At 68.4% G+C, this 12,868-nt stretch carries 12 protein-coding genes; 4 read left to right on the forward strand and 8 right to left on the reverse strand.

Translation table 11 applies throughout. The features are described from left to right. Positions 1-20: 20 nt before the first annotated feature. Positions 21-1,016 carry a Bug family tripartite tricarboxylate transporter substrate binding protein gene (locus R9X41_RS22285; RefSeq protein ID WP_318632612.1) on the forward strand — a complete coding sequence of 332 codons (996 nt, stop codon included), beginning with the start codon at positions 21-23 and terminating at the stop codon, positions 1,014-1,016. A gap of 24 nt (positions 1,017-1,040) precedes the next feature. Here the strand turns inward: R9X41_RS22285 and R9X41_RS22290 are convergent, their stop codons facing one another. Further along, entirely contained in the window at positions 1,041-1,928 is an 888-nt protein-coding gene (locus R9X41_RS22290) for an alpha/beta fold hydrolase (protein WP_318632613.1), read from the reverse strand. 136 nt (positions 1,929-2,064) lie between these two features. Between R9X41_RS22290 and R9X41_RS22295 the strand changes: the two genes are divergently transcribed. Continuing rightward, positions 2,065-3,312 carry a spore maturation protein gene (locus tag R9X41_RS22295; protein WP_318632614.1) on the forward strand — a complete coding sequence of 416 codons (1,248 nt, stop codon included), beginning with the start codon at positions 2,065-2,067 and terminating at the stop codon, positions 3,310-3,312. A gap of 161 nt (positions 3,313-3,473) precedes the next feature. Continuing rightward, on the forward strand, positions 3,474-3,929 hold the full coding sequence (locus R9X41_RS22300; RefSeq protein WP_318632615.1) for a PA2169 family four-helix-bundle protein: 456 nt from the start codon (positions 3,474-3,476) through the stop codon (positions 3,927-3,929). 68 nt (positions 3,930-3,997) lie between these two features. Here R9X41_RS22300 and R9X41_RS22305 read toward each other — a convergent pair whose 3' ends face one another. Together R9X41_RS22305 and alr are read right to left on the reverse strand one after the other, a co-directional pair. Further along, positions 3,998-5,347, reverse strand: a complete 1,350-nt coding sequence (locus R9X41_RS22305; RefSeq protein WP_318632616.1) for a PLP-dependent aminotransferase family protein — start codon at positions 5,345-5,347, stop codon at positions 3,998-4,000. A gap of 239 nt (positions 5,348-5,586) precedes the next feature. Then, positions 5,587-6,681, reverse strand: a complete 1,095-nt coding sequence (alr, locus tag R9X41_RS22310; protein WP_318632617.1) for an alanine racemase — start codon at positions 6,679-6,681, stop codon at positions 5,587-5,589. Positions 6,682-6,857: 176 nt separating this feature from the next. Between alr and lplT the strand changes: the two genes are divergently transcribed. Then, positions 6,858-8,162 (forward strand): lysophospholipid transporter LplT, encoded by a 1,305-nt coding sequence (gene lplT / locus R9X41_RS22315; protein ID WP_318632618.1) that lies wholly within the window; start codon positions 6,858-6,860, stop codon positions 8,160-8,162. Between the two features lie 30 nt (positions 8,163-8,192). On the opposite strand, the gene R9X41_RS22320 is transcribed toward lplT, so the two are convergent. The 5 genes from R9X41_RS22320 to glcE all read right to left on the reverse strand — a co-directional run bounded on the left by R9X41_RS22320 (position 8,193) and on the right by glcE (position 12,797). Then, positions 8,193-8,567, reverse strand: a complete 375-nt coding sequence (locus R9X41_RS22320) for a carboxypeptidase regulatory-like domain-containing protein (RefSeq protein ID WP_318632619.1) — start codon at positions 8,565-8,567, stop codon at positions 8,193-8,195. Between the two features lie 90 nt (positions 8,568-8,657). Then, the gene (locus tag R9X41_RS22325) at positions 8,658-9,515 is read right to left on the reverse strand and encodes a ProQ/FINO family protein (protein WP_318632620.1); all 858 of its coding nucleotides are present in this window, start codon (positions 9,513-9,515) and stop codon (positions 8,658-8,660) included. Between the two features lie 69 nt (positions 9,516-9,584). Further along, positions 9,585-10,823 (reverse strand): glycolate oxidase subunit GlcF, encoded by a 1,239-nt coding sequence (gene glcF, locus R9X41_RS22330; RefSeq protein ID WP_318632621.1) that lies wholly within the window; start codon positions 10,821-10,823, stop codon positions 9,585-9,587. Between the two features lie 16 nt (positions 10,824-10,839). Next, positions 10,840-11,646, reverse strand: coding sequence for a YoaK family protein (locus tag R9X41_RS22335; protein ID WP_318632622.1), 807 nt, complete (start codon positions 11,644-11,646; stop codon positions 10,840-10,842). Between the two features lie 8 nt (positions 11,647-11,654). Then, positions 11,655-12,797 (reverse strand): glycolate oxidase subunit GlcE, encoded by a 1,143-nt coding sequence (gene glcE / locus R9X41_RS22340; RefSeq protein WP_318632623.1) that lies wholly within the window; start codon positions 12,795-12,797, stop codon positions 11,655-11,657. Positions 12,798-12,868 lie beyond the last annotated feature (71 nt).

Consider the following 12,868-nt stretch of genomic DNA (forward strand, 5'->3'; position numbering starts at 1 on the left):
CCGCATTGCCCGTACCCACCATGTTTTCCGCTCCTCGTCGCCGCCTGCTGCAGGCGGCCGCCCTGTTGCCCGCAGCCGCCAGCCCGTGGCGGATAGCCCATGCCCAGGGCACCGTTCTCGAATCGACCCGCGTGATCAACGGTTTCGCCGCCGGCGGCACCGCCGACGCGGCCAGCCGGCGCGTCGCCGAAAAGCTGCACCCGGCGTTTGCCCAGACCGCCTATGTGGAAAACCGCACCGGTGCCGGCGGGCAGATCGCGGTGCAGTACGTCAAGAGCCAGCCGGCCGACGGCGCCACCATGCTGCTGACGCCGATGTCGATGCTCGGCATCTATCCGCACACCTACAAGCGCCTGCCCTACGACCCGGTCGCCGACCTGGCGCCGGTGGGCATCGCCGCCACCTTCGACTACGGCTTCGCGGTCGGTCCCTCGGTGCCGGACCGCATCCGCACCGTGGTGGAGTTCATGGCCTGGTGCAAGTCGCGGCCCGACCGCGCGGCCTTCGGTTCGCCGGCGGCCGGGTCTTCGCCGCACTTCATCGGCATCCTGCTCGGCCGCGCCCACGGCATCGACATGACGCATGCGGCCTACCGCGGCACGCAGCCGGCCATCATGGACATGATCGGCGGGCAGATCCCCGCCGTGTGCGGCCCGGTCGGCGAGTTCATCCAGTACGTGCAGGCCGGCAAATGCCGCCTGCTCGGCACCTCGGGCGCGCGCCGCAGCCGGTTTTCGCCGGGCGTGCCGACCCTGGTCGAACAGGGCTACAAGGACCTGGCCTTCAGCGAGTGGTACGGTGTGTTCCTGCCGGCCAGGGCCACACCGGAACTGGTGCAGCGTCTCAACACCGTGATGCGCGCCGGCCTGGCGCAGCGCGACACCATCGAGGGCATGGCCGCCGTCGGGCTGGAAGCCCAGGGCAGCACGCCCGAGCAACTCGCCGCCGCGTTGCGCGCGGACACCGAACGCTGGCGCGGCATCGTCAAGTCGATCGGCTTCAGCGCCGACACCTGAGGCGCGCCGATTCGCGGCCGCGCCTCAGGCGAACCAGTCGGCGAGCAGACGGCTGGCGACGGCCGGCTGCTCGTACTGCACCCAGTGCCCGGCGTTGGGCACGATGACGAGTTCGCGGCTGGCGACGCCCGCCACCAACTGCGGCCCCACCTGCGACGGCACCGCCGTCACGTCGTGTTCGCCCCATGCCAGCAGCACCGACACCTGGCGCTCCGCCAGCGCGTCGAGCGCCTGCGGCAGCGCCGAACGCCGCGAGATGCCCTTGCTGCGGAACCGAGTGTTGACCGCCGATTGGCGGTGCAACGCGAGTGCCAGCGGGTCGATGCAGGCCTCGTCGTGCAGCATCAGCGCGGCCAGGTTGTGGCGCAGGCGGGCATCGCGCTCATCGCCCGGCGGCAGCCCTTTCCAGTCGAGCATGCCCAGGCGTTCGCGCCGGGCCTGGCCGTGGCCGGCGGGGCCGAGCAGCGCCGCCTTGCGCACGGCCGTCCGGCGCGCTGAGAGCGTGGCCGCGCACAGGCCACCGAAGGAAAAACCGGCGATGTCGATCGGCTGGTCCGCGCCCAACAGGCGGTCGACCGCGCGGCCAAGCACGTCGACCAGCAGGTCCAGCGTCTGCGCGCCTTCCGGCGCGTCCGAATCACCGTAGCCCGGCATGTCCGCCAGCCAGAGGGTGTGATGCGCGGCCAGTGCGTCGATGTTGCGTATCCAATGCAGCCAGCTGCCGTGGCCGCCGTGCAGCAGGAGCAGCGGCGGGCCGTCGCCGATGCGGCGGAAGACGACACGGCAGCCGTCGATGTCGACGCTTTCGCGTGGGGTGCGGGCGTCGAGCCGGGCGATGGTGTCGAGCGCGCGGGCGTCGGCATCCGCGTCGACGGTGGCGGGTAGGGCGGTCGGGAAAACGTCGTCGGACATGCGGCAGGAGTTCCAGGCGAGGAATGATCGGTTTCGCGGCACGACAATCGCCGGCACCGCGTGTGCGACGATTTTCGCCGCGCAAGCTTCACCGACCGTTCGCGCCGGTTTCCGCTTTCCGCCCTCCACTGCTCGCATGGTCATCAACCTCGTTTGGCTCGGCTTCTTTTTGGCCGCCGTCTGCACCGCCTGCGTCCGCTTCGCCTTCGGCGATGCCGAGGTGTTCGCCCGGCTGGTCGCGGCGCTGTTCGACGCGGCCCGCAGCGGCTTCGACATCGCCATCGGCCTGACCGGCGTGATGGCGCTCTGGCTGGGTTTTCTGAAGGTGGGCGAACGCGCCGGCCTGGTGGAAGCCCTGGCGCGCCGGGCCGCGCCCTTGCTGCGGGCAGTGTTTCCCGGCGTGCCGGCCGGCCATCCCGCCCAGGGGGCGATGACCATGAACCTGTCGGCCAACCTGCTCGGCCTCGACAACGCCGCCACGCCGCTGGGGCTGTCGGCGATGCGCGAACTGCAGACGCTCAACCCGCGCGCCGCCACCGCGAGCGACGCGCAGATCATGTTCATGGTGCTCAACACCGCCGGGCTCACGCTGGTGCCCACCTCGGTGATCGCGATCCGCCAGAGCATCGCGCTGCAGCAGAAGGTGGCGCACTTCGACGCGGCGGCGATCTTTCTGCCCACCCTGCTGGCGACCGCGGCGTCGTGCATGGCGGGCTTTCTGGCGGTCGCCGTTTGCCAGCGCTTCCCCCTTTGGCGGGCCCGCTGGTGCCTGCCGCTGCTGGGCCTGATCGGCGCCGGTGCCGTGATGCTGTACGGCCTGTCGCGACTGCCGCCGGCTTTGGTGGCGCAGGTCGCGGGCATCGCCGGCGCGGCCTGCATCCTGGGGCTGGTCACGCTGTTCCTGCTGGTCGGTGCCTGGCGGCGCGTGGCGGTGTACGAAGTCTTCGTCGAAGGCGCCAAGGAAGGCTTCGGCGTGGCGATTCAGATCGTGCCCTATCTGGTCGCGATGCTTTGCGGCATTGCACTTTTTCGCGCTGCTGGCTGCATGGACGCGGTGCTCGGCGTCATCGGCCAGGGTGTCGCGGCGCTTGGCCTGGACGCCCGCTTCCTGCCGGCCTTGCCGGTGGGGCTGATGAAGATCCTGTCGGGCTCCGGAGCGCGGGCGCTGATGGTGGATGTGATGTCCACCTATGGCGTCGATTCCTTCGCCGGCAGGCTGGCGGCGATCGTGCAGGGATCGACCGAAACCACCTTTTACGTGCTGGCCGTCTACAGCGGCAGCGTCGGCCTGCGCGACACCCGGCACGCCCTGGGCTGCGCGCTGTTCGCCGACGTGGTGGGGCTGGTCGCGGCCATCTTCATCGGCTACGCCTTCTTCGGCTGAAGCACCCTACGGCGGTGGCCGATACGTCCTACAGGCATCGGTCACCGGCACCGACGCTTGTGATGCGGACGGGGCCCAAACATGGAGTGTCCGAGGGCGACAAGGTGTCATTCAACGACGCCGACCGCCCGCCTCGCCAACCCTGATTCAAGGAGATCCACATGACCGATCGCACCGATGTCATCGACACCCTCAACGACCTGATCGAAACCTCGCATGACGGCGAGTACGGCTTCCGCGAACTGGCGGACCGTGCCGAAGCACCGGAACTCAAGCAGAACTTTCAGCGCCGCGCCGACGAGATTCACGCTTCGCTTGCCGACCTGGAACAGGCCGTCGTCGCCAATGGCGGCAAGCCCGAAGACGGTGGCACCGCCGCCGGTGCCCTGCACCGCGGCTGGGTAGCCGTGCGCAGCAAGCTGACGACCTCTACCGATCTATCGCTCCTCGAAGAAGCCGAACGCGGCGAGGACTCGGCCCTCGCCCGCTACCGCAAGGCATCCAAGCAGGAACTGCCGGCGCCGGTGCGTGCACTGGTCGAACAGCAGCTGCAGGGTGTGCAACGCAACCACGACCAGATCAAGCTGCTGCGCGACCGCCAGCGCCAGATGTCCTGATTGACACCCGCATGCAGCCTGCCGCCACATGGCCGGCAGCAAAAGGCCCCGCGCTGCGGGGCCTTTTTTCATGCAAACACTTCTTCTCGCAGCCGAACCCCGTGTGGTGCATCGTATTGGCTGTCGAGCGAGTAATGCAGCGGGTTCAACGGAAAGCTGCGCAGGAACAGTGCCACCTCGTGGCGTATCGCGTCCGGCGGCTCCCGTCTCAGCACGACCCGCGCGATGAAGCGGGCGACGGTCGCCATATCGACTTCGGTAATGCCGCGACGTGTCAGCGCCTGCACGCCCAGCCGAAGGCCATGGCGGCCGCCCGAGCCGGGAATCTCGATGTTGTTGCAGCGAACTCCAGCGCGCGCCAAGGCGTTAGACGCCATGTGCAGGGCGTCCTGGGGGCTGCCGATGGTGACGTGCACCTGATGCGTTTCGGTATAGCCGAACGACTCTCCCGCCACCTGCAATCCCTCGGCCCGCAGGCAGAGCGCCAGCACCTTGGCGTTCTTCACGATTTGCTGCGCATAGGGCCGACCGAACAGCGACATCTCGACCATCGCGAGATAGAACGGCGCCAGCAACTCCGCGTGCGAATTGCTCTGCATCAGCGGGCAGACCCAGTCCGAAACAGATTTGAGTTGCGGATGTTCCGCGTTGCCGAAGGCCACGAAGCCTTTCTGCGGCCCCGGAATGGTCTTGTGCGTGTTGCCGAGGAGAACGTCAGCGCCTTCTTCCAGCGGCTGCGGCACCACACCGCCCAAAATCAGCCCGGCGTCGTGGCTCGCGTCGTAGGCCAGCAGTACTGCAGGCGGAAGCACGCTGCGAATGGCCGCCAGCGGCTGCCACCGCAACTTGAACGACTGGTCCAGCATCACCATTCGGATCTCGGGATGCGAAGCGACCAATTGCGCCAGCCGCTCGACGTCGATCAGCAGGTCGTCGGCGCGCACCGGCAGATGGAATATGCCGATGCCGACCTTGCGCGCCAGTTCTTCCAGCGACGAGTGACCGCCGTCGCTATGGGCGAAATGCACAAAGGCGTCGCCGCGCGAGCAGGTGCCGAGCAGGACCGCCTGTTCGGCGGCGGCACCACCGTTGGGACGCCAGTCGAATGTCTGGGCGCGAAACCCCTCACAGCCGATGCGAGTGAGCTTTTGCACCAAAGCCGACTGGGCGCCGGAGTCTGGAAAGTGCCACTCGCCGTGTTCTTCAAAATAAGGTGGAGCGAACTCATAGAAGGCGCCCTGCATGCCGGCGCCCATGGTGCGAACGAAGCGACTGGGATAGTTCTCGCTGGCCGTCATGCTCAGGTGCGAGGCCCGATAATGATTATCGCGAAAGAAATCGGTGGCGAGCGCATCGCATACCGACTCTATTTTGGATAATTCGATGGGAGCTTTTTTGATATCGGGAAATGAAAGCATGATTTAACCTCGCTGGAGTAAGACGGATCGCTGCGCCGCGCTCGCTGCCGGGAGCGCGGGGGCGGATCGTTACTCCAAAGCGGTATTCGTGCAATGCGATCAGCGGCCGTTTTACCGACGTTTTCCCTCGAATCACAATGTCACGGCGCAGACCTCGAAAATCAACCGGATATGCACTGCGCATTATCCAAATGAATCTGGAATGCCATGTATCTGAGCATCAGATAATCAAAACCCGATCAAGCTGCCAACACGGCCACCCGCGGCGCGACCGCGCAGAGCAGTTCGTAGCCAATGGTGCCGGCCGCGTGCGCCACCTGCTCCACCGGCAACACCGCGCCGTTGCCGGCCCGGCCCCAGAGAATGACTTCCGCGCCGGGCCCGGCATCGGGCACGTGCGTGAGGTCCACCGTCAGCATGTCCATGCTGACGCGCCCCAGGGTGCGGGTGCGCACGCCGTCCACCAGCACCGGCGTGCCGGTGCCGGCCTGGCGCGGATAGCCGTCGGCATAGCCGCAGGCCGCGATGCCGATGCGCATCGGCACCTCGGCCACGAAGCTCGATCCGTAACCGACGCTTTCACCGGCGGCCAGGAGCTGCACCGCGATCAGGCGGGTGGACAGCGTCATGGCCGGCTGCAGCTGCCAATGCGCGGCGTCGTGCCCGGGAAAGTCCGGCGCGCAGCCGTAGAGGCCGATGCCGGGGCGCACCCAGTCGGCGGCCAGTACCGCATCGCCGCCCTGGCGCAGCAGCGCGGCCGTGTTGCACAGGCTGCGCTCGCCCGGCAGATCGGCGGTGGCCCGCTCGAACACCGCCCGCTGGTGCTCGATGCCGCGTTCGCCATCGGCATCGCTGAAGTGCGTCATGAACGAGATCTCGTCGACCTGCGGCAAGGCCTGCAGCCGCGCATGGGCGGTGCGAAAACGGTGGGGCGCGAATCCGAGCCGGTTCATGCCCGAGTTGAGTTTCAGGAACACCCGGTGTGGCGCCTGTGTCTTGTGAGCGGCGAGCATGTCGATCTGCTCGTCGCAGTGCACCGCATGCCACAGCGACAGGCGCGAACACAGTTCCAGGTCGCGCGCCTCGAACACGCCTTCGAGCAGCAGGATCGGCCCCCGCCAGCCGAGCGCGCGCACCCGCTCGGCTTCGGCGATGTCGAGCAGCGCAAAACCGTCGGCGGCGCGCAGGGCGTCGAACGCGCGCTCGATGCCGTGCCCGTACGCGTTGGCCTTGACCACCGCCCACACCCGCGCATCGCCCGCAGCGCGACGCATGCGGTCCAGGTTGTGGTGCAAGGCGTCGGCGTGGATGGTGGCGAGGATCGGGCGGGGCATGGGACTGGGTATCTCCGAAACGGGACGTGGCATTCTGTGCGGCGATAACTCACCGGCACCCGGGTGGGACATTGCGAAGGCCCTCCCAGGCCTGCATGCTATAACCCGCGTTCCCCAAGAAACCCGAGAGCAGACACTTCTTACCGCCGGCATCGCAGCCGGCCTGCATGCCATCGATGAAACGCGGTTTCTTCACGATCATGTCGGCGCAGTTCTTCTCGTCGCTGGCAGACAACGCGCTCTTCGTCGCAGCTGTCGAATTGCTCCGTACCTCGGGTGCCGCCGAATGGCAGCGGGCGGCGCTGGTGCCGATGTTCGCGCTGTTCTATGTGGTGCTGGCGCCCTTCGTCGGCGCCTTTGCGGACGCGCTGCCCAAGGGCCGCGTCATGTTCTACAGCAACGCGATCAAGGTGGTCGGCTGCCTGATGATGCTGTTCGGCGCCCACCCGCTGGCCGCCTACGCCATTGTGGGGCTCGGCGCTGCCGCCTACTCGCCGGCCAAGTACGGCATTCTCACCGAACTGCTGCCGGCCTCCCAGCTGGTCAAGGCCAACGGCTGGATCGAAGGCCTGACCATCGGCTCGATCATTCTCGGCGTGCTGCTGGGCGGGCAGCTGGTCGGTCACCACGTGTCGGGCGTGCTGCTCGGTTTCGATCTGCCGTATGTCGACACCGGCATCGATACGCCTCCCGAGGCGGCGATTCTTCTGCTGATCTTCGTCTACATCCTGGCAGCCTGGTTCAACACCCGCATTCCGCATACCGGCGTGCAGATGCGCCCGCTGCGCAAGGACCGCGATCGCAGCGTCATGTGCAACGCACTGGAACTGCTGCCCGACTTCTGGACCTGCAACTCGCGCCTGTGGCGCGACCGACTGGGCCAGATTTCGCTGTCGACCACCACGCTGTTCTGGGGTGTTTCCGGCAACCTGCGCTACATCGTGCTGGCCTGGAGCGCCGCCGCGCTCGGCTATGGCACCACCCAGGCTTCGTCGCTGGTGGGGGTGGTGGCCATCGGCACCGCCGTCGGTGCGGTGGCGGCCTCCATGCGCATGCGGCTGGACATGGCCACCCGGGTGATTCCGCTGGGCATCTGCATGGGCCTGCTGGTGATCCTGATGAACTACATCACCAATGTGTGGGTAGCGGCACCGTTCCTGATCGTCCTCGGCGGCATCGGAGGCTTCCTGGTGGTGCCGATGAACGCCCTGCTGCAGCATCGCGGCCACAACCTGATGGGCGCCGGCCGCTCGATCGCCGTGCAGAACTTCAACGAGCAGGCCTGCATTCTGGGACTTGGCGCGTTCTACAGCGTGTCGACCAAGTTCGGCCTGTCGGCCTTCGGCGCCATCACCGCCTTCGGCCTGGTGGTGGCCGGCATGATGTGGGCGATCAAGCGCTGGCACGACAACAACCTCAAGCGCTACCCGGAAGAAGTCGAGCATCTGCTGCAGATCGCCCGGCACGACGACCACCACTGAGGCGCCGAGCCGCACGATGCGGCCCGCCGCTCAGAAGCGGATATCCACCCGTACCGGCGTGGCCCCCACGTTCACCTCACGCGAGCGCACCAGCTCGCCGCTGCGCGCTTCCACGCGATAGCGGCCTGGCGGCAGGTCGAGCAGGCAGACCGGGCCGTCCGCCTTCCAGTCCAGCAGCCACTTGCCATCGGCGTCGGCCAGACGCACCGCCACATCGGCCAGGTAATCTCCGCCCGGCTTGGCGAACAGCAGCGAGAGCGGATGATTCTTCATGTCTTCGCGCATGCGCGTCGACTCGTCGGAGCCGATACCGCCACAGGTTTGGCGGATCGGCTGCGGCTGGGCCATGGCGGCGCTGCCGCAAAGGACGAAAGCCAGCAGGACGCTGGCGGATGCGGGTTTCATAAAAAAGCGGTCCTCCAGGCGCAGGGCGCGAAAGACCGCATTTTTGGCGGGCGCCGGCAGCGCCGGCGCACCCGCTTGTAACAGCCAGGATCAGGCGACGGGCTGGGTGGCCAGTTCGCGCCGGCGCCGCGCGGCATCGAGCACCTGGCCGGTCTGGCGCGGATCGAGCCCGTACATGTCGGCAAAGGCCTCGACACCGGTGTTGCCGGATTCGAAGGCACGCAGCAGCGCCTCGTCCTTGGCGGCACGCGCCGAAGCCTCTGCCAGCGCTTCGTCGAGCAGCGCACTGGCGGCCTCGTCGCGGGTACGAACCAGCTCGGCATAGGCATCGCGGCCCAGGCCCGAGGCTTCGTAGGCACGCACGATGCGGCGGCGCCAGTCGTCGCGCAGCTCGGCCAGGCCGGCTTCGGGCGTGCGGTGGCCACGGCGGCGCCAGAGTTCGATCAGCGCCTGGTAGACATGCTCCGGCGCCAGTGCTTCGACCACCTGGCCGGCCAGGTCGTGGCGCGGACGCGCGGCGGCGATGGCCTGCAGGTAGCGGGTGGAACGGGTGTGCTGGCCGAGCGCTTCCTTGAGGGCGTCCGGAGCCAGTTGCTCGGGATGCGCCTCGCGCAGGTCCTGGAAGATGCCGCGCTTGAGCGGCAGGAACTCGCTGCCGAACAGCTGGGGATAGAGCGCTGCCAGTTGCTCCAGCAGCGGATGCACCGTGCGGGCGCCGGAAGCGCCTTTGCGGGCGGGGGCGGCACCGGGCGTGGCGGCCATCGGTGCACCGGCATCCTTGTCGCTGCGGCCACTGCGGCCTCCACGGCCGCCTCGGCGATTGGCGCCCGGCCGTTTGGCCGGCGATCCCGCCTCGACGGTGGAGCTGGAACCGCTGGGCGCGTCGGATGCCGGCGTGGCGGCGGACTCGGCCACGGGGCTGTCGGGGGTGGTATCGGTTGCGTTCACGGCGTCGGTCAAATCGGGAGCGAACCCGCGATCATGCCAGCCTGCGGCGCGTACGCGGTATCAGGGCGCTCAAAACTTCGGCAACAAGGCGGCGTCGAGCACTTCGATCCAGTGCTTGACGGGCAGGTCGGTGCCGCTCTGCAGATGCGTGATGCAGCCGATGTTGGACGACAGGATCGCCGCTGGCCGCAAGCGCCCCAGGTGCTGCAGCTTGCGGTCGCGCAACGGTTGGGCGAGTTCCGGCTGCAACACCGAATAGGTGCCGGCGGAGCCACAGCACAGGTGCGACTCCTCGGGTGCGGTGCGCAGGTCGAAGCCGAGCGCCTTCAGATTCGACTCGACCCCGCCACGCAGTTTTTGCCCATGCTGCAGGGTGCAGGGCGGGTGGTAGGCCAACACCTCACCGGACGCTGGCGGTGCGATCTGCTCGCGCAGACGGGGCAGCAGTTCGGGCAGCAGTTCACTGAGGTCGCGCGCCGCCGCCGATACGCGGGCGGCCTTGTCGGCATAAGCGGGGTCGTCGCGCAGCAGATGGCCGTATTCCTTGACGGTGACGCCGCAGCCCGACGCATTGACGACGATGGCCTCGGCCTCGCCGCTGTCGAGCAGCGGCCACCAGGCGTCGATGGCCGCGCGCATCTGCTGCAGGCCGCCCTGCTGGTCGTTGAGGTGGAATTTCACCGCGCCGCAGCAGCCGGCCGACGGTGCGACGACGGCCTGGATGCCGCAGGCGTCGAGCACGCGGGCCGTGGCCGCATTGATATTGGGCGCCATGGACGGCTGAACGCAGCCGGCCAGCAGGAGCATGCGGCGGGCATGGGTGCGCGTCGGCCAAGCGCCTGCTTTTTGCGGCTCGGGCACCTTGGCCTTGAGCGCCGCGGGCAGCACGCCGCGCATCGCCTGGCCGAGCTTCATCGCCGGCCCGAACAGCGGCGAGGTCAGGCCTTCCTTCAAGGTCCAGCGCAGGGCGCGCTCGCCGGTACGCCGTGGCACTTTCTCTTCGACGATGCGCCGCCCGATGTCGACCAGGTGCCCGTACTGCACGCCGCTCGGGCAGGTGGTCTCGCAGTTGCGGCAGGTGAGGCATCGGTCGAGATGGGTGCGCGTCTTCTCGGTGGGCGCCTGGCCTTCGAGCACCTGCTTGATGAGATAGATGCGCCCGCGCGGCCCGTCGAGTTCGTCGCCCAGCAGCTGGTAGGTTGGGCAGGTGGCGGTGCAGAAGCCGCAATGCACGCATTTGCGCAGGATGGCTTCGGCCTCGCGGCCGTCGGCGGTGTCGATGAATTCGGGTGCCAGCGTGGTCTGCATGGATCGTGTCTCGTTCTTATGGATGACGGGGTCGCACCAGCCGACGCAGGCGCTCGCGGCCCCGCACCATCACCGTGTGCAGGTGGCTGTGCTGGCGCAGGTCGTGCAGCACCGGCGGCAGGGCCAGCGCCAGCAGCAGAGAGGCCAGCGGTACGACCCAGAAGAAGCCGACGTAATGGAAGCCCGCCGCGCCGAAGAGGCCGCCGCCGATGAAGGCCGACAGCAGGCCGCCGTACATGCGCATGCGGTTGCGGTCGGCGCGCACCTGTGCGGCCGGCGGCAGGTCTTGCCGGTTGCGATAGAAGAGCTTGCCGAGCTCGATGCCGAGGTCGGTGATGTTGCCGGTCATGTGGGTGCTGCGCACCCGGCCGCCGGATGCCTGGGTGCCGAGCGCGTTCTGCAAGCCCATGATGAAAGCCAGCAGCAGCACCGTCGGCGGCACCGCGAACGGGGTGTTCCAGTTGAGCGTGATGGCGCCCATCAGCCCGAAGGGCAGCAGGAGCGCGGCTTCCAGCAGCAGCGGCAGGGCGAAGGCGCTGCGCAGTCGGTGCTGGCGGGCCCAGGAAACCAGCAAGCCGGTGCAGGCCGCGCCGACCAGAAAGGACAGCAGGGCGCCAAGCGCGCTCAGCAGCATGGAGCCGCGCCCCAGCACCATGCTGTCGGCCACCTGCGACGCGAAGCCGGTCATGTGCGAGGTGTACATGCCCACCACCAGGATGCCGCCCGCGTTCACCGCGCCGGCGTTGAACGCCAGCACCAGTCCGAGCCACCGGGTGGTGGAGGCGCTGCGATGGCGGTCGGCGATGTGGAGCAGGCGTTGCATGGCGTCGATCAGGCTGCGGCGGCGTGCAGGCGGCCGCGATGGAAGATGCCGCCCGGATCGAAGCTGTGCTGGATGGCCTCCTGGATGCGCGCCAATGCGGGAGACAGTGGCGCGAACCGGTCCGGTGCGAGTGGATCGGCACACCGGAAGCGAACCGCGTGCCCGCCTGCGTCGGCGGCCGCCCGGCGCAGCGCGGCGGCGAGCGATGCGTCAGCGGCATCGGCCCGGTACCAGCGCTGGCCGCCGTGCCATTCCACGAGCGGCTCGCCTGCCGCCGCAACGCTGCCGGCGAGCACCGGCGTGGTCTGCGGCACCGACAGGCGCCAGAGGTCGTGGCCGGCGGCGCGCGCGGCGAACCAGTCCAGTCGATGGTCGCGGCAGGCCGACCAGTCGGCTGCCGCCTGCGCCCGGCCGGCCTCGTCGGCATCGCGTCGTGTACCGCCCAAGTGGGCGCAGGCCGATTGCACCGCCGCCACCGCACCGCGCAGCCTCAGGTGCAGCGCGCCGGAGGCCGGATCTGCCGGGTCTTGCAGCGCCCAGCGGCTGGCGTCGAGCGGCCAGGGCTGGCCACCCCAGCCGTGCAGCAGTTCCAGCGCCTCGTCCTGGTCGCAGTCGAAGTGCAGCGTGGCTTCGGCCGGCGCGATCGGCAGCACCTTCAGGCTGACGCGGGTGATGAGGCCGAGCGTACCGAGCGAGCCGGCGAGCAGGCGCGATACGTCGTAGCCGGCGACGTTCTTCATGACCTGGCCGCCGAAGTCGAGCAGTTCGGCCCGGCCGTTGAGCAGTTGCGCACCCAGCACGTAGTCGCGCACCGAACCCACCGCCGCCCGGGCCGGACCGCTCAGGCCGGCAGCCACCATGCCGCCCACCGTGGCGCCGACAGCGAAATGCGGTGGATCGAACGGCAGACACTGGCCCTTCTCGGCCAGCACGGCCTGAAGCTCGGAGAGCGGCGTGCCGGCCATCGCCGTGACGACCAGCTCGCTCGGCTCGAAGTCGACGATGCCCGTCAGCGGCCGTGTGTCCAATATTTCACCCTCGGCGGGCTGGCCGTAGAAGTCCTTGGTGCCGCCGCCCCGGATGGACAGGCGAGTGTGATCGGCGGCTGCGGCGCGTACGCGCTCTGTCAAAGAATCGAGGGCAGATGACATCTGCCACATGTTACGGCGCAGGCCGAGAGCGGTGATTTGAAATTTATGGCGAGCTTGGCGTCATTTGGCGC

It is taken from the genome of Xylophilus sp. GOD-11R (genome assembly GCF_033546935.1).
In the GTDB taxonomy this organism is placed as follows: Bacteria; Pseudomonadota; Gammaproteobacteria; order Burkholderiales; family Burkholderiaceae_C; genus Xylophilus.

Coding starts and splice junctions, on each gene's coding strand:
- R9X41_RS22285 (WP_318632612.1), top strand. CDS start 21: ATGTTTTCCGCTCCTCGTCGCCGCCTGCTGCAGGCGGCCGCCCTGTTG.
- R9X41_RS22290 (WP_318632613.1), bottom strand. CDS start 1,928: ATGTCCGACGACGTTTTCCCGACCGCCCTACCCGCCACCGTCGACGCG.
- R9X41_RS22295 (WP_318632614.1), top strand. CDS start 2,065: ATGGTCATCAACCTCGTTTGGCTCGGCTTCTTTTTGGCCGCCGTCTGC.
- R9X41_RS22300 (WP_318632615.1), top strand. CDS start 3,474: ATGACCGATCGCACCGATGTCATCGACACCCTCAACGACCTGATCGAA.
- R9X41_RS22305 (WP_318632616.1), bottom strand. CDS start 5,347: ATGCTTTCATTTCCCGATATCAAAAAAGCTCCCATCGAATTATCCAAA.
- alr (WP_318632617.1), bottom strand. CDS start 6,681: ATGCCCCGCCCGATCCTCGCCACCATCCACGCCGACGCCTTGCACCAC.
- lplT (WP_318632618.1), top strand. CDS start 6,858: ATGAAACGCGGTTTCTTCACGATCATGTCGGCGCAGTTCTTCTCGTCG.
- R9X41_RS22320 (WP_318632619.1), bottom strand. CDS start 8,567: ATGAAACCCGCATCCGCCAGCGTCCTGCTGGCTTTCGTCCTTTGCGGC.
- glcF (WP_318632621.1), bottom strand. CDS start 10,823: ATGCAGACCACGCTGGCACCCGAATTCATCGACACCGCCGACGGCCGC.
- R9X41_RS22335 (WP_318632622.1), bottom strand. CDS start 11,646: ATGCAACGCCTGCTCCACATCGCCGACCGCCATCGCAGCGCCTCCACC.
- glcE (WP_318632623.1), bottom strand. CDS start 12,797: ATGTCATCTGCCCTCGATTCTTTGACAGAGCGCGTACGCGCCGCAGCC.